15 protein-coding genes are annotated in these 18,787 nt (G+C 64.5%); 2 read left to right on the plus strand and 13 right to left on the minus strand.

The window, feature by feature from the left end; all coding sequences use genetic code 11:
• Window positions 1-189: 189 nt before the first annotated feature.
• Window positions 190-1,053, plus strand: coding sequence for an SGNH/GDSL hydrolase family protein (locus OXQ95_RS18135; RefSeq protein ID WP_267382975.1), 864 nt, complete (start codon window positions 190-192; stop codon window positions 1,051-1,053).
• Here the strand turns inward: OXQ95_RS18135 and OXQ95_RS18140 are convergent.
• The 12 genes from OXQ95_RS18140 to OXQ95_RS18195 all read right to left on the minus strand — a co-directional run bounded on the left by OXQ95_RS18140 (window position 1,005) and on the right by OXQ95_RS18195 (window position 16,121).
• Window positions 1,005-2,471, minus strand: a complete 1,467-nt coding sequence (locus tag OXQ95_RS18140; protein ID WP_267382978.1) for a mannitol dehydrogenase family protein — start codon at window positions 2,469-2,471, stop codon at window positions 1,005-1,007. The genes OXQ95_RS18135 and OXQ95_RS18140 overlap by 49 nt on opposite strands.
• On the minus strand, window positions 2,468-3,196 hold the full coding sequence (locus OXQ95_RS18145; RefSeq protein ID WP_267382980.1) for an FCD domain-containing protein: 729 nt from the start codon (window positions 3,194-3,196) through the stop codon (window positions 2,468-2,470). The genes OXQ95_RS18140 and OXQ95_RS18145 overlap by 4 nt, the downstream gene beginning before the upstream one ends.
• Window positions 3,193-3,924 (minus strand): AraC family transcriptional regulator, encoded by a 732-nt coding sequence (locus OXQ95_RS18150; protein ID WP_267382982.1) that lies wholly within the window; start codon window positions 3,922-3,924, stop codon window positions 3,193-3,195. The genes OXQ95_RS18145 and OXQ95_RS18150 overlap by 4 nt, the downstream gene beginning before the upstream one ends.
• Window positions 3,925-4,000: 76 nt before the next feature.
• Window positions 4,001-5,296, minus strand: coding sequence for an MFS transporter (locus tag OXQ95_RS18155; protein ID WP_267382984.1), 1,296 nt, complete (start codon window positions 5,294-5,296; stop codon window positions 4,001-4,003).
• The gene (locus OXQ95_RS18160; protein ID WP_267382986.1) at window positions 5,293-6,231 is read right to left on the minus strand and encodes an alpha/beta hydrolase; all 939 of its coding nucleotides are present in this window, start codon (window positions 6,229-6,231) and stop codon (window positions 5,293-5,295) included. The genes OXQ95_RS18155 and OXQ95_RS18160 overlap by 4 nt, the downstream gene beginning before the upstream one ends.
• Before the next feature lie 17 nt (window positions 6,232-6,248).
• Window positions 6,249-7,652 (minus strand): FAD-linked oxidase C-terminal domain-containing protein, encoded by a 1,404-nt coding sequence (locus tag OXQ95_RS18165; RefSeq protein WP_267382990.1) that lies wholly within the window; start codon window positions 7,650-7,652, stop codon window positions 6,249-6,251.
• Between the two features lie 4 nt (window positions 7,653-7,656).
• The gene (locus OXQ95_RS18170; protein ID WP_267382993.1) at window positions 7,657-9,795 is read right to left on the minus strand and encodes a TonB-dependent receptor; all 2,139 of its coding nucleotides are present in this window, start codon (window positions 9,793-9,795) and stop codon (window positions 7,657-7,659) included.
• A 176-nt stretch (window positions 9,796-9,971) separates the two neighbouring features.
• Entirely contained in the window at window positions 9,972-11,477 is a 1,506-nt protein-coding gene (locus OXQ95_RS18175) for a carboxylesterase family protein (protein ID WP_267382996.1), read from the minus strand.
• Window positions 11,478-11,889: 412 nt separating this feature from the next.
• Complete coding sequence (locus OXQ95_RS18180; protein WP_267382999.1) at window positions 11,890-12,363, minus strand: NUDIX domain-containing protein; 474 nt, start codon at window positions 12,361-12,363, stop codon at window positions 11,890-11,892.
• 85 nt (window positions 12,364-12,448) lie between these two features.
• The gene (locus OXQ95_RS18185; protein ID WP_267383001.1) at window positions 12,449-13,639 is read right to left on the minus strand and encodes an alpha-hydroxy acid oxidase; all 1,191 of its coding nucleotides are present in this window, start codon (window positions 13,637-13,639) and stop codon (window positions 12,449-12,451) included.
• A gap of 596 nt (window positions 13,640-14,235) precedes the next feature.
• Window positions 14,236-14,739, minus strand: coding sequence for a gluconokinase (locus tag OXQ95_RS18190; RefSeq protein ID WP_267383003.1), 504 nt, complete (start codon window positions 14,737-14,739; stop codon window positions 14,236-14,238).
• Window positions 14,736-16,121: a glycoside hydrolase family 47 protein gene (locus OXQ95_RS18195; RefSeq protein ID WP_267383005.1), complete on the minus strand. Its 1,386-nt coding sequence runs from the start codon at window positions 16,119-16,121 to the stop codon at window positions 14,736-14,738. Before OXQ95_RS18195 ends, OXQ95_RS18190 begins: the two co-directional genes overlap by 4 nt.
• 98 nt (window positions 16,122-16,219) lie before the next feature.
• Between OXQ95_RS18195 and OXQ95_RS18200 the strand changes: the two genes are divergently transcribed.
• Entirely contained in the window at window positions 16,220-18,541 is a 2,322-nt protein-coding gene (locus OXQ95_RS18200) for a GH92 family glycosyl hydrolase (RefSeq protein ID WP_267383007.1), read from the plus strand.
• 17 nt (window positions 18,542-18,558) lie between these two features.
• Here OXQ95_RS18200 and OXQ95_RS18205 read toward each other — a convergent pair.
• Window positions 18,559-18,787: hypothetical protein (locus OXQ95_RS18205; protein WP_267383010.1), on the minus strand; the 229-nt coding region annotated here is incomplete at its 5' end.

Genomic DNA, 18,787 nt, shown 5'->3' on the forward strand with positions numbered 1-18,787 from the left:
GGTTTGCCACCCTGCTCGGGCACGACAACAATTTGTTTTGTGCCTAAAGGGTCGCATGATTTGCCCGCCAAAAAAATTCAAATAATTCACTTGCCTGCAAATACCCAGCATAGTCTTTGAACAAAAATTTGGTGGAGGTGGTGGGTGTCACGGGTTAGCATCAAGGTCGGCTGTCTCGGGTTGACTTGCGTGCTCATCTGCGCCGCGCTCGTCGCGGTAGTAGTAATATATTATCAAGCGCGTCGAACGCCGGTGGGGCGACCGGAATATGTGGCCCTCGGCAGCTCGTTTGCAGCGGGCGCCGGTCTCGGACCACTGCAATCTGGCAGTCCGCTGCTCTGCGCGCGCAGCATCAATGGTTATCCTCAGCAACTCGCTGCGCTACGTCATCAGGCTATCGTCGACATGAGCTGCGGCGGTGCGGTCACATCGCATGTGCTGCGCGGCGGTCAATTCTTTCAACGCGCGCAAATCTCGGCGATCAAGCCTCAAACGCAGCTGGTGACGATTACGGTCGGCGGCAACGATATCGGCTATATCGGCGACCTATCGCAATTGGCGGCGCGCCACACGCATACGTTGTTCGGGCGGCTGGTGGCGCTGTCCTGGAAAGGACCACGAACCGATCGCGGGTATGAGACCCTGGAGCGCAATCTGTTGGCGAGTTTGCGGGCAATCCGCGCAAAGGCTCCACAGGCGACGATTGTGGTCGCCACCTATCCGGCGATCGTGCCGCGGGTCGGCACCTGCACGCGGCTGGGCCTGACCGCGGCGGAGGCAGCGTCTATGCGCAGCGTGGGTGACGAGCTTGCGGTCGTGACCAAGTCGATCGCAAAGCGCGGCGGGGCGATCCTCGTCGACATGAATGCGCTGGGGGCCACCCATGACGCCTGCTCGGCGGTTCCCTGGACGCGGGGCTGGACAAACGGAGGCATCGCACCGTTCCATCCGACGTTGGCCGGGGCGGTGGCGACGGCGCAGGCGATCGCCGCAGCGATCGCGCCTCAGGCAGTGCAGGCCGCGCGGACGGTGTCGGCTGCGCCGCGTTCGTAGAGCGCACGGAGGTGCCGGCCGACCTTGTCGACGAACGTCGCATTGTTTCCGAGGTCTCCGAACACCGACGTCATCGAGAGGAGCGGTCGGGGGTCGGAACCGCCCGCCCCGGCCTGCGCAACGAGCGACGCCGCGAACGGGTGCTTTATCTCGATCGGCCGACCCGCCTCGTCCACGCCTCGAATGCGTCGGAGCCACGCGGCTAGCGCCAGTGCGAGGAGATCGACCTCCTGCCTCTGCGCAAGCCGGTCGCGGATCGGGTCGAGGAGATAGTAGAGCGCCGCATCGGTGTTCACGCGCTCCACCGTATCGCAGATGGTCGGGTTGGCGAACCGCGCGACGAGCATCTGCTGATAGGCGACAAGATCGATCCCGGGGACGGGCGGGACGGTCGGAGCAGTCTCGCGTTCCATTAGCAGCGCCATGTAGCGCGCAAGCGCAGGATCGCGCATAGCCTCATCCACATAGGTATAGCCGATCAGCCGTCCGAGCGCGGAAATCGCGAGATGGCTGGCGTTCAGTAGCCGCAGCTTCATCCGTTCATAGGGGGCGACATCGGCGACGAACTGTGCGCCCACGGATCCCCAATCCGGTCGCCCGTCGGCAAAGTCGTCCTCGATCACCCATTGCGTGAAACGTTCGCAGAAGATGGGGCGGGCATCGATGACGCCGTGGCGTTCGGCCAGTGCGGCGGCATCGTCCGGTTGCGTTACCGGCGTAATGCGGTCCACCATCGTGTTGGGAAAGCGTGCTTCCCGGGCGATCCAGGCGGCAAGCTCGGGATCACGTACCTGCGCCAGGGCAAGCACCGCGGCACGCAGCACCGCGCCGTTGTGCTGAATATTGTCGCAACTTAGCGCCGTGAAGGCACGGGCACCCGCTGCCCGTCGCCGCCGATACGCCTCGACCAGAACGCCGATCGCGCTGGCAGGCCGATCGGTCCGTGCCAGATCGCGCAGGATGAGCGGATGCGCCAGGTCGAGCGTCTTGGTGGCGCGGTCGAGGCAATAGCCATGCTCGGTCACGGTAAGGCTTACGATCCGGATTTCGGGACGGTCGATGGCATCCAGTAGCGCGGCGCTCGATCCGCTCGCGTCGACCATTTCCGCGATCGATCCGATGATGGCCGCGTTCTCATAGCCTTCGTCGCGTTCGACCAATGTATACAGCCCGTCCTGCGCTGAAAGCGCCGCGATCGTCGACGCATCGCCGGGTAGCAGCGTCGCGCCTACGATTCCCCAGCGCTGCGCCGCGGGGGCCGCGTCCATCAATGCGTGAGTATAGCGGGCCATGTGCGCGCGGTGGAAATTGCCGAGCCCCAGGTGCACGATGCCAGGCTTGATTGTCGCCGGATCGTAGCGCGGCGTCGCGACGGCATTGGGCAGATGCCTTAGCGTCACGCGGGACAATGAGATCATTGCAGCAGCGTTCGATCGAGACTGTCGCCGTTCCCGTTAGCCAGCCGATCCGCGATGGTTGCGTCGAAGTGCCGATCCATTAGCATGCTTGCCCGAGCTGGATCGCTGCGGGCGATGGCTTCGGCGATGTCGTGGTGCGAGGCGAAGACCGCTTCGCGCTGCGCCGCGGTCTCGCGTGTGTGCCAGGCGGTCGGGACCGCAACGCGCATAAGCGCTTCGAACGAGCGCACAATCTGCAGGAACAGCGCGTTGCGGCTGGCTTCAGCGATGGCCTGGTGGAAGGCTATGTCGTGATGTGTCACTGCGTCGAGATCACTGCCGGCATTGCGCATGGCTTCGGCTGCATCGACGATCCAACGCGCCTCCGCCGTCGTGCGATGCTGTGCGGCAAGTTCGGCGGTCCGCAGTTCGAGTGTGCGTCGCACGTCCCAGACCTCGGTCGTGGAGATCTGGGCGGTGGCGACCGCGTGGTTGATCGACGCGGCCATCACCGATCCGTCGATCGCGCCGACGCGCGGCTTGCGTCCGTTGCCGACATCGAGCAGCCTTAGCGCCGCCAACGCGCCGAACGCCTCGCGCATCACTGCGCGGCTGACTCCTAGATCCTCGGCGAAGCGGCCTTCGCCCGGCAGCGTGTCGCCGACCTTCAGGCAGTTTGCTCGGATGTGGTCGCGGACGCGACGCATCGCCTGGTCGACGAGCGAGCCGTCGGTGCCCGTCGTCATGCCGCAGCCCTCTGTGCGCGGATCTGCGACGGCGCTTCGCCGAAGCGGCGACCAAAGGCGCGTGCGAAGCTCGCATTGTTGAAATAGCCGCAGCGATAACCGACGGATGCGATCGGCAGGTCGGTGGCCAGTAGCATCTGCCGCGCGCCGCCCAGCCGCCGCTCGGCAATAGCGTCGTTGACGCTGCAGGCGAACATGCTGCGGAAACCTCGCGTCAATTTGGAGCGATTGAGCCCGCAGGCGCGCGCAATCCCATCGAGCGTCAGCTTTTCGTGCCAGCGTTCGTCGATCAGTCGCCGCGCCGCCACGATTCGCTGCGTATCGAGCTCGGACCATTCGCCTGCGCCGTCCGCTGGGACGAGCGCGCCCTCGCGGAGCGCTTCGACGATCATGCAAAGCAGCTCGATGCTCTTGGCCAGCCGCAGCGTCGCGCGCGCGGGCTCGGCCAGCGGACAATCGCGCAACCCCATCGCGATCTCGCGGATCGCACTCGGCAAATGCCATGACGCCCCGGCCGTTTCGGGGACGAAGCCGAAAATGCGCTGACACGCTGCCTCTGCCACGACGAGAACCAGATCGTGGGCAAGCGGATCGTCTGACACGCACAACAACGCCTCGTTCGGGCGTATCGCGAGGATTACCGATCCGATCGGCCAGCCGGTGCGGTCGATCGGCCCATTGCCGATGAACGTCACCATTTCTGGCGAAACGTCGATGCGCTGCTTCATCCTGCCTCCTGTCGCGGCCCGTATGCTCGAGCTCGTACCACTGCATAGCTATCCGATAGCTGTGCCGCAACATCTATCAGAGAGGTTCGATCTCCGGACCGAAAGGCGCGCGACGAATTGCGACGAGGAACATCGCTGCGGCGATCAGGCTGACAATCACGCCGACGATCGCTTGGCCGGCGCCCAGGTGAGTCTCGCCCCCGAGAGCATCGCTGGTGAGAGTCACGAGCGATGGCGCAACGCCGTATCCGATAACGCCCGCGACCGCGATAAACGCGCCGATGCAGAGCCCCCGCAATTCGTTGGGAATAAGCACGGTGAGCGCGACCGAGGTACCAAGCCCGGTGATTGTACCGCAAAGTACCAGCGCGCCGAGTGCAACGGCAAACAGTGGGACGTTAGGGGCAATGGCGAAGAGTGCCGTGGGGATGCCGATGAGCGCCGCTGCGAACGAGCTGAACAGTACGCCGCCACGCCTGCCACTATTGTGTCCCACGTCGGCGGTGAAACCGCCGACGATAGTACCGACTAGACCGGTGATGAAGATCAGCATGCCCATCCACCCGGCGAACTGGTCGGGTGTTAGGTGATAATTGCGCTGAAGGATCGGTGCGGCCCAGATGCCAGCGGCCGCGTCGGCCATTACGACGCTGACCTGACCGACGAACAGGGGCACCAGGAACCTCCGCCGCGCCCAGAGTTCGGCCGCAACGATGCGGAACGGCGCATGCACGCCTGCCGTCACCTCCTGCCGCGCAGGCTCCTGCATCATCAGAATCGGGAGGCACGCAACTACTGAGAGAACAGCGAGTGCGACATGCACGCTGCGCCAAGGCCCTAGCGGCGGCAGGTAGGGAAGAACCGCACCATGTAGGAACCAGCCAAGCAGCGCGCCCGAAAGTCCGAAAGCGAGCGCGACACCAAGCGTCTTGCCGAGCGTCACGATCAGTAGCGCCCGCCCGCGATGCGCCGGCGCGCAAAGGTCCGCCCCGAGTGACAGGGCGGCGGTCAGTCCGCCCGTCGTGCCGATACCGGTCAGCATACGGCCGATGAACAGGATCGTGGCGCTCGGCGCGAAAGCGGTGACGACGGTGCCCAGCGTCCAGATCGACGCCATCACGGCCAGTAGCCGCACACGCCGGCCGCGATCGACCAGGATGCCGATTGGGATCGAGAAAAGCGCCAGGGGTATCGCCGCGGACAGGCCTTGGATCAGCCCCAACGCCTTATCGGTAAGTCCCATTTCCAGCTTGGCGCCTTCCTGCACCATGCTGAACGAGCCCATCGTCGTGAACCCGAGTGCCATCGCGAGCGCGAGCACAAGCAACGGCGGCAGCGCGCGTGCGAACGTCCTCGGTTGCGCGGTGCTCATGCCGCTAGCGCTCGGGCGAGGCCGGCGTTGCTGTCGCGCCGCGCCTGCAGCGAGACGGGGGCGGCGGCGAAGAAATCGAAGCCGTGATAGCCGCCGGGATAGACGTGCAGTTCGATCGGCACGCCTGCGCGGTTCAGCCGCTGGGCATAATCGATGTCCTCGTCGACGAAAAGATCAAGCGCGCCGGTTGAGATATAGGTTCGCGGTAGTCCGGTCAGATCGGTCGCCCTGGATGCGGCGGCATAGGGCGAAACACCATCGATGCCCGGTTCGTGCCCTAGCAGCGCCGTCCAGCCGAAGGCGTTGTTGTGGGCATGCCAGATGAACTCACCAGCAGTCGGGTGCGGTTCGCGGACGCATGTGCGGTCGTCGATCATCGGATAGATCAGGTGCTGGAAGGCGAGGGGGTAGTCTCCGCGATCGCGCGTCATCAGCGCGAGCGCCGCCGCAAGCCCGCCACCCGCGCTCTCGCCCATCACCCCAATCCGCGTTGAGTCGATGCCGAGATCGCCGGCGTGGCCGAATGTCCAAGCGAGCCCGGCATAGCAATCCTCGATCGCGCCTGGGAATATCGTCTCGGGGGCGAGGCGGTAGTCGACCGAGACGATCGCGCAGCCGAGTTCGGCGGCGAGCGGCCGGTGCAACGGCTCGATCTCTGCCGCCGAGCCACCGACATATCCGCCGCCATGAATGTGGTAGATGCACGGCAGTGGGCCGGTCGCGCCGATCGGGCGATAGACGTGCATACGGACGTCGGGTGCTCCATCGGGGCCGGGGACGGTTAGTATATCGAGCGTGGTCGTCGTCCGGTCGACCGGGGGCAGCGGTATCTCTCGCGCGCGCATCGCCGCGAAATTCTCCGGGGACAGTTCGACGCGCGGAAAAACGTCGAGCAGTGGCCTTAGTTCAGGGTCGACGAGATGCAGCGTGTCCATAGGATGGTTCCTTGGGGTCAGAGCGCGAAGATCTTGCCGGGATTGAACAGGTCTTTCGGGTCGAGAGCGCGCTTGATGGTGCGCATCAAGTCGACCGCGTCACCTAGTTCGGCGACGAGCCACTCCTGCTTGCCGATGCCGATGCCATGCTCGCCGGTGCAAGTGCCGTCCATAGCCAGCGCGCGTTCGACGAGCCTCGCATTGATCGCCTTCACCTCGGTGAACTCGTCGGGTTTGTTGGGATCGATCGCGAAGATGACGTGAAAATTGCCGTCGCCGACATGTCCTAGGATCGTCGCAGGCACATCCGTGGTCGCGAGGTCGCGTTTGGTCTCGGCGATGCATTCGGGCAGGCGGCTGATCGGAACGCATACGTCCGTCGTCAGGCCGACAGCGCCGGGGCGCAGGTTGATGGACGCATAATAGGCCTCGTGCCGAGCCTTCCACAGCCGGGCGCGTTCCTCGGGCAGGTTTGACCAGGCGAAATCGCCGCCGCCATTGTCGCTTGCCAAGGCACGAACCGTCTCGACCTGCTCGGCGACCCCCGCGGGGGAGCCGTGGAATTCGAAAAACAGCGTCGTCACCTCGGGCAGGTCGAGCTTCGACCAGCGATTGACCGCGTGGATTTGCATGTCGTCGAGGATTTCAACGCGCGCGAGCGGTACGCCGAGCTGAATCGCCTGAACCACCGTCGCCACCGCGCCGTCCAGCGACTCGAACCCGCAGACGGCAGAGGAGATCGTCTCGGGGATCGGATGCAACCGCAGCGTCACCTCTGTGATGATTCCGAGCGTTCCCTCGCTGCCGACGTAGAGCCGGGTGAGATCGTAGCCCGCCGCCGACTTTCGAGCGCGTCGACTGGTGCGGATCACGCGTGCATCAGGAGTGACGATCGTCAGCGACAGCACAGCCTCGCGCATCGTACCGTAGCGCACTGCATTGGTGCCGCTCGCGCGTGTCGAGGTCATGCCGCCTATCGTGGCGTTGGCGCCCGGATCGATCGGAAAGAACAATCCGGTATCGCGCAAATGGTCGTTCAGCTGTTCGCGTCGGACCCCCGCCTGGACGGTGCAGTCGAAGTCCTCCGCGTTGACGGCAACGATCGCGTCCATCTGCGACAAATTGACGCTTACACCGCCTCGTACCGCGAGAGCGTTTCCCTCGATCGACGTGCCCGCGCCGAACGGTACGATCGGCACGTTCGCGGCGACGCACAGTTCGACCAGCGCAACCACGTCGTCTGTCGACTGTGCGAACACCACCGCGTCGGGGGGCATCGCCGCGAAATGTGCTTCACTGCGCCCGTGCTGGGTCCGCATCGCCTCGGTGACGTGGAAGCGCTCGCCGAAGCGCCGCTCCAGCGCCTGCACGAACGTCACAGGCAGTGTCACCGGCTCGTGGATGAAGGCGGGAGCGTTCATGCGATCAGAACCGGATCGTACCGCGCAGGCCGATGCGCTGCCGGTTGCCCTGGATGACCAGGTTGTTGACCAGGAAGGCCGGCACGCCTGCACGCGCTAGTGCCGACTTGTCGATATAGGACTCGATGTATTTCGCATCGGTGAGGTTCGTTGCAAATACGCCGACGTCGAAATGTGGCGTTTGCCAGACCAGCGAGGCGTTCACGAGCGTGTAGCCGTCGAGGAATGGCAAAGAGGTGGCATCCAGCGTGCTCGCGGCCCGGCGCCCCTTGCCGATGACATTCGCGTCAAGCACGATCGCTTGCCCATGCGGCAGCGGCACGCGGAAGTTGCTGCCGACGGTGTAATTGAAATCGGGCACGAACGGGATGCGATTTCCCGGATAGGCGTAACCGGTCGTACCTTGGAACTCGCTGGAGTCGGTCACCCGCGCGTGTAGTGCCGTCGCGTTGCCGTAGACCCGCCAGTCGGGCGTGATCGCATAGCTGACCTCGGCTTCCAGGCCGTAGCTCTTGACCTTGCCCGTGTTGAGATTGATCGCAACGAAACCCACCGGCTGGCCGGTCGTCGGCGAGACGATGGTGCTGGGTGCCAGCGCGTTCGGACCGATGTAGTCGCTGTAGTCGTTGTAGAACACGTCGGCGTCCGCGGTCAGCTTGTTGTCCAGCGCGGTCAACTTGGTGCCGACCTCATACGTCCAGACGCTGTCGCCCTTGTAGGTTAGGTTAGGTGCGCCGGGGCCGTTCTGCCCGCCGCCGCGCACGCCGCGCGCGACCGAGGCATAGGTCATGAAGTCGTGGCTCCAATGCTTGGTCAGCGTGACACGTGGTTCGAAGTTGTTCGCTTCATATGCGGCGGGCAACCCGGCGGTCGAGGCGTTTAGCTTTTGATGGTCGTAGCGCAGGCCCGCCGCGATATCGATCGTCTCGCCCAGCTTTAGGAAGGCGGTTCCGAAGATCGCCTGGTTGTTGTCGGTGGAAGTGGCGGTGGTGGGTATCGTTAGCGCGAGCGGCACGATGGTGCTCGTCCCGAACGCGAACGTCGTATAGTGGCTGACGAAGCCGCCGATCAGCGTCGAGAACTTGTCGCTCCACTGCGTGTCGAAGCGAAGCTCTCCGGTATAGGTCTTGAGCGTACGGTCCTGTGTCGCGCGCAGGAAGTCGATCGGGCTGAAGTCGCCATCGGCGAAGCTCGTTGCATCACTCTCGTTATATGCACCGATCGCGGTGATCTTCGTCTTGATCGGATCGACCTGGAACTCGCCCTTCAAATTGACGCCGTAATAGTCGATTGTGACGAGGCTAAGCGAGTTCGTCTGGCCATTCAGCGAATAATCGGTGGGGCCGGTCGATGTGAAATACGGCACGCTGCCGCCGAACACGCGGTCGTAGTTGGCGTTGAGCGTGAATGTCGCCCAGGGCGTCGGCGTGAAGCGCAGCGTGCCGTTGACGCTCTTCGTCTCCAGCGGATTCTGGTTGCCGCCCGCCAGCGCATTCCGTTCAAACCCGTCCTGCGTGTGATAGGCGGCGCCGACCCGGAACTGCAGCACGTCCTTGATGATCGGACCGCTGATGCTGCCGGAAGCGCTGGCGAAATTGTCGCCGCCCGCCAGGCTGCCGTCCAGTCGGACGTGCCACTCGTTGGTAGGCTGCCGCGTGATGACGTTGATCGCACCACCCAGCGTGTTGTTGCCGAACAGCGTGCCCTGCGGTCCGCGCAAAACCTCGACGCGTTCTACGTCAACCAACGGCGAATTGAGATAGGACGTGTTGGGCTGGTACACGCCGTCGATGAACAGTCCGACGCCTGGCTGTACCGAATCGATGAGCGTTGTGCCAACGCCGCGGATCGAAATGAAGGCGCGGCCTGCACTGTCCGAATTGATATTGAGGCCGGGCGAATAGGCCGCCACGTCCTTGATGAGGACGAGCTGCTGCTGTTTGATCGCATCGCCCGAGATGGCAGTTACGGCGATCGGCACGTCCTGAAGGCGTTCCTGACGCTGCCTTGCCGTGACAACGATGTCGTTCCCGACAGTCGGCTCGCCCTCCTGTATCTTCAGATTGGGATCGGACGGCGTGCCAGTCGTCGCATTGGTCGCTTGCGGCGCTTCCTGCGCGCGAACGACGCCGGGCGCGGTCATGGCGGCGACCGACGTCGCGAGAATGAGCAAAGTGCGGTGGCGCATGAAAGATCCTCTCCGTCTCCGGCGGCTCGGGCGGCTGCTCGGATTTGAGCGGTATGGACGGTATAAGACCTACCTGAAAGGTACCTTTGCTATGCCAATCGGCTCGCGTAGTTGGCCGTGCGGCGCGACGATCATGGGAGGAAAGGGGCGGCCGCCATCGGCCGTTCGTGGATGGTTTCTGCTGCGGCGAGGTGGTGAACGTTGCGGTTTTCGCGCGTGAAGGCAGGCCATGGCAGCGTTCCATCTCGCGCGAAATCGAGCCATATCTTGTGGACGCGCTCGGCCAACGCCTGGGGCGGGTTCGGGCCACACAGCCCTTCGTTCCCGGTCGCGACAGGCAGCGTATCGAAAACGAAGGGCACTTCCATCGCATGTGATGCACCAAGCTCGCCACCGAACAGCGGAGACCGCCACTCGAATTCGTAAACATGCGTGCGGCCCTGATGCTCCTCGGCAAAACGCCGCGCGGGCCAGCGGAATACAAGGTCGTTCATCGCGTCGGTCAGCGCCTGTCCGGGCTTTCGCCCTTTCTGCCCCATACCATAGGCGCGCAGCACCTTGCGCGCATTGGGCTGCGAGCGATGCAGCACATAGGTAGCGAGCAACCGGCCGATCTTATCGCGCACCCCGCTGGGGATGAGGTAGAGGTTCATCTCTTCGGCATTTGTCCCGATCAGCAGATCGATCTCCGCGCCCGCACCCTTCTTCAGCGCGTCCAGCGGCGGTTCGGGCAGCACGTCGTCGCCATGCACGGGCACGAAGCGGCTGATCCCGAACACCGGCTCCCTCCCGTCCGGCCCCCGCAGGTCGAGCCGGGTCATCGGAAGCGAGACCTTCTCGACCGCGTCGAGTGCATCGCCCGGCGCGATGCTCGCGAACCCGGTGCGATCGGGGGCGATCTTGAGCAGCTTCGCGAGCTTCTTCACCAACCGCTGCGCGATGGTGACGTCGCGCGTCATACCGCCATGCCCGCTTTCAATGATGGCGCGGTGGAACAGACCTTTGGCCAGCGGCGAGGTCATCAGGTCGGCGATTGCCATCGCACCTGCCGATTCGCCGAAGACGGTGACGTTGCCCGCATCGCCGCCGAACGACGCGATATTGTCCTGCACCCAACGGAGCGACGCTATCATGTCGCGCAGCCCCAGATTGGTCGGAACGCCGGGGATCGGCAGGAACCCATTGATCCCCATCCTGTAATTCATCGCGACGCAGACCACCCCGTCGCGCGCGAAGCTGCTGCCGTCCTGCACCGGCGCGTCCTTGCTTCCGAGCACGAACCCACCGCCATGTATGAAGACCATCACAGGGAGCGTCGTGCCGCTCTCGGGCGTCCAGACATTAAGCGTTAGGTAATCGTCACCTTCTACCCAACCGTCGCCGACGAGCGCCCGGACGGCAAGTCCGGGAACGTCACGGATGCGCTGCGGCGCATTGGGCCCGGGTCGGGTGGCGTCGCGAATGGTGACCGACGCGGCTACAGGCTGTGGTTCGCTGAACCGCAGCGCGCCCGCCGGTGGTGCGGCGTAGGGAATGCCCAGGAAGCGTCGAATGCCGCCAACGCGCGATCCACGGACGGCCCCGGCCGTCGTCTTGATTGTCGTCGATGCTATTTCGGAAGAATGATCGTCTTGCATGTCGGCGATCGTAGCACGACCGAGATTGCAGATCGGATCGCTTGGTGTGCCGAACCGCTGGATCGACAGACGAGTTGGCACTTTCTCAGCTAAGGTGCAGCGAATTCCCTATCTGGTTAGGCACACTAGCGGACGATTATCGTTCGTCCTTCGGACCCAGTTGGTCCCGGAATGTCTCGGTTCAAGCCCGCCAAATGGCTTCAGTAAGATGCGTGGCAGCGGGCAAGCGAATTAGATTTCGGTTAGATTGACAGTACCCGTCGGCGGCATGGTCGGTCTGCATCGGTTAAGCCTATCGCATTCGACCATGCCTGTTCGAACAACCGCTATGCTGACCCGAGCCCCCAGCGCAAAAAATGGTGGCGATGCGCTTACCGATAGCGTCGGTGCGTTCAATCGAAGTGCGTAGCGATCACCAAGTGCCGCTCCCGGTTAGCCCGTCGCGATACTCCGCGATACGGCGCGCGGTAGCGGGAGACGTCGAGGCGGGGAGTCGATCCAACGGGAACCATTGCGCATCGGCGATCTCCAGAAGATCGGCGCGGCGCAGGGTGGAGTCCCGTTCGCACCGGGCGCGGGTGGCGTAGACGATGATATGGTCGTCCTTGCCTTCGTAGCGACTGTAATAAACGCCCAAGACGCGCTCGATGATCGGTCCCGTCACCGCGACCTCTTCCTCGATCTCCCGGAACAGCGCCTGTTCGATGCTCTCGCCCTTTTTGACACCGCCACCGGGCAGATACCAATGATCCAGATAGGTATGACGTACGAGCGCAATGCGATCGTTCTGATCCAGCAACACCGCCCGGACACCTATCGTGCGCGGTTTAGTCACCCGCCAGATCGTACGCGCGACCGTTCCAATCACGCGGTGGTGCAAGGCCATCGAACACTCCCTTAAGGCCGTCGGCCATGCTTCCGGAACGGTAATTCGCGCTCGGATCTTTACCACGGTCGATGTGCGGGATCGCCTATGTTGGCATCTCTTGACGTGCATCCAACGGCGCACTTCGACCATTGCGGACGTGGCGGCGGGATAACGCGGCGATATCGCTGATGCCCATCAGTGTCAGGGTACGCTCGAACTCATCCCGTAGCAGCGTCAGGACGCGATCGACGCCAGTCTCACCGCCCGCGGCCAGTCCGTACAGATAGGGGCGTCCAACCGAGCAGGCGGTCGCTCCTAGGGCAAGCGCCTTCACCACGTCCGCGCCGCGCCTGATGCCGCCGTCGCAGATCACATCCGGCGCATCGCCGACGGCGTCGCGCACGGCCTCGATCTGGTCGATCGGGGCGGGTGCGCCATCCAGCTGACGCCCGCCATGGTTAGAGATTATCACACCCGTGGCCCCCGAGGCTATCGAGCGGCGCGCGTCCTCCGGGGTCATCACGCCTTTGATCGCGAGCGGCCCGTTCCATTCGCGCGCAAGCCATTCAACATCGCGCCAACCGATCGAACGGTCGAACTGACCGCCGATATAGTTGAACAGGCTCATCGGCCCCGATGCCAGCGCATCGACCTTGTGGCTGACGTTCGCGAGGTCGAACTTGGACCCGGTCATCGCTGGGATCGACCAGGACGGGTGCAGTGCGAAGCTGAGCAACGACCGCAGCGTCAATTTCGGTGGCAGCGACAGGCCGCTGACCCTGTCGCGTTCCCGATTGCCGGCGACGGGTGTGTCAACCGTCAGCGCAAGGCCGTGAAAGCCGGCGGCCCGGCATCGCGCCACGAACTCGGCGGTCAGGCCGCGATCCTTGAAGATGTAGATCTGGAAAACCTTCGGTCCGGCAAACGCGTGTGCCAGCTCCTCCAGCCGCGTCGTGCCCATGGTCGACAGGCTGTAAAGGAGCCCATGTCGCGCCGCTGCGCGCGCGACAGCAAGCTCGGCGTGCCCATGGAACATGCGGGTGAGCCCGGTAGGTGCGAGCATCAGCGGCCAACGCGACGTCTGCCCGAAGATGCTGGTCTCGGTCCGTATTGTCGACACGTCGTTGAGGACGTCGGGAATCAGCTCATAGTCCGCGAACGCCCCGACGTTCCGGCGCAACGACAGTTCGTCGTCCGCCCCGCCGTCGATATAGTCGAATATCGGTAGCGGCAGTCGACGCTGCGCCATCAGGCGCAGGTCGGCCACGTTGTTCGTGCGTTCAAGCCTCGTCATGGTGCCTCGTTCGGCTCACTGTCTTCCTACCCTAGACAACGCTGAGTTTGAAGTCGCTCGCTATCAGCGGAACATGCCCGCTCAGGCGAATGACCATGTCGGGCGTCGCATTTCCGTTGACTGCGCTGGAACGATGAACAGGGGACCGCGTATCGCTCCGCAGGTCGAAGGGCCCGAGCCATGTTGCGCCATTCATATCCGGATAAAATTTCGACGAAAGCCGTCGGCTCGCATGAACGGATGACCTAAATTGGGTGACGATCGAATCGGTTAAAATGTCTGAATTTGGGTGACGCAGCATGGCAGCAGTAGATGCGAGGCTGCAGGGGCTCGGCTATGACCGCGCTTTATAGTGCTGCAGCCGCCGAGGGTTCTGTCAGACCAACGTGGCAGTCAGAGCAGGGGGCTGGTAATGGCGGCACAATGGAGTGGGAATAACCGCCTGCCCGCTAGAGTTTGATGACGTTACTTTGAACCGTCGCCCTGAGCTTGTCGAAGGGCCTGTACCGCCTGCGGAAGCACGCCTGCGGAGAGCGTGCTTCGACAAGCTCAGCACGAACGGATCTCGTAATCCTGCCAGGCTGATCCCATCCCGCTTAGCCGAGCCCGGCGAGCCACCCCTCGATCGCATCGCACGCCGCCGCCGTGCCGCCCTGTTCTTGGAGGGTCAGTGCGCGTTCGTCGGTGCCGGGCCGCTCCAGCGTGGCCAATTGGCTGTCGAGCAGCGACACCGGCATGAAGTGTGTCCGGTGGACCAGCCGGTCGCGCAGCGTCGCCTCGTCGGTGTCGAGCAGGACGAAGCCGAGCGTGGGGCGGCCGGCGGCGCGCAAGGCGTCGCGATAATCCCGCTTCAGCGCCGAGCAACTGACCACGCCCCAGCCATCGCCGCGCTCCGCGATCCAGTGCCCGACCGCGGCCAGCCATGGCGCGCGATCGGTATCGTCGAGCGCGATCCCAGCGCTCATCTTGGCGATGTTGGCGGGCGGGTGGAGATCGTCGCCCTCCTCGAACGGGCATCCCAGCCGTTTCGCCAGCATCGCGCCCACGGTCGACTTGCCCGATCCCGATACGCCCATCATCACGATCACGCGCGGCGTCATGCGTTGCGCAAGCCTAGCAACACATTGCCCTCCGTCGACAGATAGTTGCGCGCGTAATCGAAGCGCGGCGTGTCCGAGAACAGCAGATAATAATATTTCATCTGCTCGGACCACCAATAGCCCGGGCAATGATCCGATTGCACCATCGGCTGCACGCGCATGTCCTCGATCTGGGCATAGCCGAAGCGCGCGCGGTTGAAGCGTTTCATGTTTAGATAATTGGTGCGCCCGATCATCCGCCATTCCGGTGCGCGGTCGAGCAGCCAATGGTTGAACGCGGCATCGGCGAGTTCGGGGCGCAGCGCGTTGGTGGGCGCGAACGCCTCGCCGGTCAGATAGTCATAGCCCTCGGGCAGGATGCCGAACCGGTCCTGCACCGCCGCCCAGGCGCGGGTATAGGCGGCGCCCAGCGCGGGCGCGCCGCCCTGGGCGAGCAGGCCGCCATAGAAGGCGGCGAGTTCGTCCTGCTGTGCACTCAGCGGGCCGCCGGTTTCAAAATCCACATCGCCGAACCAAGTGTGCGGGCCCGCGCGCACCGCCTGGTATTTGACGATCGCCGCGGTGCAGACATCGTACATCGCCTTGCAGTCCCGGTCGCCGAAGAGCTGCCAGCCGTCCCACAGATATTCGTAGTAGCTGTCCGACGGCGGCCCCACGGTCGCGCGGCGGGTAAGCCAGATGCCGGTATCGGAATCGATCCCGTCCGCCAGCAGCCCGATCGTCGAGCGGCGCGCGAACAGCGCGACCTGCGCGCGCTTGGCGGCGTCGTGATAGCGCGGATCGCCGGTCAGCCGGCTCAGCGTGCCGAATTCGGGGAGGTAGGTGCCGATCTCGGCGGGATTGGTCCGCGTGCCGCGTGTGGCGCCGGTGCGCAGATTGACGAAGCGATGCGGCATGCCGGTCGGCGTGGCGAAGGCCGGGAGCAGCCGGTTGCCGAGATCGCGGGCGTGCGCCAGCAGCATCGGATCGCCGCTCGCGTGATGCGCCGATAACAGTCCGCCGAGCAGGCGGATCGCGGTCTCGAAGACCGAGACCTCGCCGTCGACGTCGAAGCTCAGATGCGCCCGCACCCAGCGCTGCGCCTCGGCGAATTCGGCGTCGAGGCCCATCACCCACAGCGTGTCCATCGCCTCGATCAGGCTGAGGCCCAGATGATGGGTCTTGAGCGGAAAGCTCTCATAGCCGCCGCTGATCGGCAGGATCTGGTCGCGGCCCCAGGCATGCGCGCGGTAGTTCGCCCAGGCCCAGCGCATCTCGGCCCGGACGTCGGCGGCGAGCGCATGCCAGTCGACCGCGCTCGCACCCTCTTGCGCGAAGACAGGCGCGGCCGCGAGCGCGAGCCCGCCGCCCATAAACCCGCGCCGTCCGATCCTGCTATCCACCCGCGTCTCCTTCATGCCCCATCCTGTGCCAAACGGAGCGCCGGGGGCAAGGTTCATCCGGGGATGACGGTGCCGCAACGAACTGCTTTACTGCGTTTATGCGCATCGCTTTCGCCCTGACCCTGCTCCTCCCGTCGATCGCCGCCGCGCAGACCGCGCCAGCGCCGCCCACACCCTATGCCGCCGTCGATCCGATGATCGGAACGGGTGGGGAGGGGCATACCTTTCCCGGCGCCACCGCGCCGTTCGGCATGGTGCAATTGTCGCCCGACACCGATACGTCCTGCGTGATCCGCAGCTGCTATGGCCATGCGGCGGGCTATCGCTACGAGGATCCGACGATCCAGGGCTTCAGCCACACGCATTTCTCGGGCGCGGGGCATAGCGATCTCGGCGACATTCTGGTGATGCCGGTATCGGGCGCCCGCGTGCCGCTGGAGCCGGGCGATTCCAAGCTGCCGGGCTCGGGCTATCGATCGCGCTTCGCGCATGCAAACGAGACGGCGCAGCCCGGCTATTATGCGGTAACGCTCGACGATGCTAGGGTGCGCGCGGAGATGACCGCGGGCACGCGCATCGGCGTGCATCGCTATACCTTCGCCGACAACGCTGATGCGCATCTGGTGATCGATCTGCGCACGTCGCTCTATGCCTATCCGGGCAAGATCCTATGGTCGATGTTGCGGTTGCGCCCCGACGGCACGCTCACCGGATCGCGCGAGACGCGGGGCTGGGCGCCGGGGCGCAAGCTGTTCTTCGCCATGCGCTTTTCCGCGCCGATCACCGGCCATGGCTTCGTCGATACCGAGACGGGCGTCGCCTATAGGGGATTCCAGGGGCCGGGGCGCGGCAGCGATGCGGTGCCCGAACGGCTCGGGCGGGCGCTGGTCGCGCGGCTCGATTTCGGGCCGCTCGCCCGGCCGCTGGAAGTGCGTGTCGGCCTATCGGGGGTAGACGAGGCGGGCGCGATCGCGAACCTCGATTCCGAACCGGGCAATTTCGACGCGATCCGCGCGAGGACGCGCGCGGCGTGGGAGACGGCGTTGGGCGCGGTCGCGATCGATGCGCCCAGGCCGATCCGCACCAGCCTCTACACCGCGCTCTACCACGCGCTGCTCGCGCCGTCGGTGTGGAGCGACGCGGACGGCCGCTATCGCGGGCCCGACGGGCAGGTGCATGTCGCGGACGGCTTCACCTTCCGCTCGACCTTTTCGCTGTGGGACACGTTCCGCGCCGAGCATCCGCTGCTCACGATCGTGCAACCCGCCAGCACGACCACCGATGTCGTGCGTTCGCTGATCGCGAGCCAGCAGGAAAGCGCGTTCGGCATCCTGCCGGTGTGGCAGTTCGCGGGTGCCGAGACATGGACGATGATCGGCTATCACGCGGTGCCGGTGATCGCGGACGCCTATCTGAAGGGTATCGGTGGCTTCGACGCGAACGCCGCGCTGGATGCGATGGTCGCCAGCGCCACCTATGCGCCTTATGGCGGGCTCGGCGCGTATATGGCGCGCGGCTATGTGCCGATCGAACAGGAGCCCGAGGCGGCGTCCAAGACGGTTGAATATGCCTATGACGACTGGACGATCGCGCGGATGGCGCGAAAGCTCGGCCGCACCGACATAGCCGACCAGTTCGAGAAGCGCGCCGGCAACTGGCGCAACAGCTTCGATCCCGCCACCGGCTTCGTCCGAGCGCGCCTGTCCACGGGCGCATTCCGCACGCCGTTCGATCCCACCGCGATCAACTATGGATCGGATTATACCGAGGGTAATGCCTGGCAATATAGCTGGTTCGTGCCGCAGGATCTGGGCGGCCTCGTCACGATACTGGGTAGCGATGCGAAGACCGTCGCAAAGCTCGACGCGATGTTCGACTATGACAATTCGAAGCTCGACTATAGCCATGCCGAGGATATCGCCGGGCTGATCGGCCAATACATCCATGGCAACGAGCCGAGCCACCATGTCGCCTATCTCTACGATTACGCCGGCGCACCGTGGCGGACCCAGGCGCGGCTGAAGCAGATCGTCGACAGCCAGTACAAGCCCACGCCTGACGGCCTGGCGGGGAACGACGATCTGGGCCAGATGTCGGCATGGCTCGTCTTCACCGGGCTTGGCTTCTATCCGGTCACGCCGGGCAGCGGCGAATATGCGATCGGCCGACCGTTCGTGGATCGCGCCGTGATCGCGCTGCGGGGCGGGCGGCGCTTCACGATCGTCGCGGACGGCTTGTCGGAGGCGAACCGCTATGTCGGCGCGGTGACGCTGAACGGCCGGCCGCTCGACCGGGTGTATCTCCGCCATGCCGAGATCATGGCGGGCGGCGAACTGCGATTCCGGATGCAGGCTATGCCCGACACGCGCTGGGCGGTGTCGGTGGCCGCGCGTCCGGCGTCGATGACGCCTTATCGCTGAAGGTCTGGCGCTGGCGGTCAGGCGGAGCCCGTCACGCGCGCCAGCCTCGCGACGGAAAGGGCGGGCGGGGCATCATGTTGTCGGTTGACCCCCATGAGAGGGATGTCTGCAAGGTTGAAATGGCGGAATTTAGCCATTTCTGCATTGTGATTAGGCCAAGGTTTTACCTGCGTGCCGTACCAGCGCGGTTGATGTCGGGGATCGATTAACCTCGTATGGGGTTCTGTCAGACCAACGTGGCAGGCC

Source organism: Sphingomonas sp. GC_Shp_6 (assembly GCF_026540835.1).
Classification (GTDB): domain Bacteria; phylum Pseudomonadota; class Alphaproteobacteria; order Sphingomonadales; family Sphingomonadaceae; genus Sphingomonas.

What these genes read in the sequence shown, in the direction of transcription:
- OXQ95_RS18140 (WP_267382978.1), bottom strand. Translation starts at nt 2,471, where the DNA reads ATGATCTCATTGTCCCGCGTGACGCTAAGGCATCTGCCCAATGCCGTC.
- OXQ95_RS18145 (WP_267382980.1), bottom strand. Translation starts at nt 3,196, where the DNA reads ATGACGACGGGCACCGACGGCTCGCTCGTCGACCAGGCGATGCGTCGC.
- OXQ95_RS18150 (WP_267382982.1), bottom strand. Translation starts at nt 3,924, where the DNA reads ATGAAGCAGCGCATCGACGTTTCGCCAGAAATGGTGACGTTCATCGGC.
- OXQ95_RS18155 (WP_267382984.1), bottom strand. Translation starts at nt 5,296, where the DNA reads ATGAGCACCGCGCAACCGAGGACGTTCGCACGCGCGCTGCCGCCGTTG.
- OXQ95_RS18160 (WP_267382986.1), bottom strand. Translation starts at nt 6,231, where the DNA reads ATGGACACGCTGCATCTCGTCGACCCTGAACTAAGGCCACTGCTCGAC.
- OXQ95_RS18165 (WP_267382990.1), bottom strand. Translation starts at nt 7,652, where the DNA reads ATGAACGCTCCCGCCTTCATCCACGAGCCGGTGACACTGCCTGTGACG.
- OXQ95_RS18170 (WP_267382993.1), bottom strand. Translation starts at nt 9,795, where the DNA reads ATGACCGCGCCCGGCGTCGTTCGCGCGCAGGAAGCGCCGCAAGCGACC.
- OXQ95_RS18175 (WP_267382996.1), bottom strand. Translation starts at nt 11,477, where the DNA reads ATGCAAGACGATCATTCTTCCGAAATAGCATCGACGACAATCAAGACG.
- OXQ95_RS18180 (WP_267382999.1), bottom strand. Translation starts at nt 12,363, where the DNA reads ATGGCCTTGCACCACCGCGTGATTGGAACGGTCGCGCGTACGATCTGG.
- OXQ95_RS18185 (WP_267383001.1), bottom strand. Translation starts at nt 13,639, where the DNA reads ATGACGAGGCTTGAACGCACGAACAACGTGGCCGACCTGCGCCTGATG.
- OXQ95_RS18190 (WP_267383003.1), bottom strand. Translation starts at nt 14,739, where the DNA reads ATGACGCCGCGCGTGATCGTGATGATGGGCGTATCGGGATCGGGCAAG.
- OXQ95_RS18200 (WP_267383007.1), top strand. Translation starts at nt 16,220, where the DNA reads ATGCGCATCGCTTTCGCCCTGACCCTGCTCCTCCCGTCGATCGCCGCC.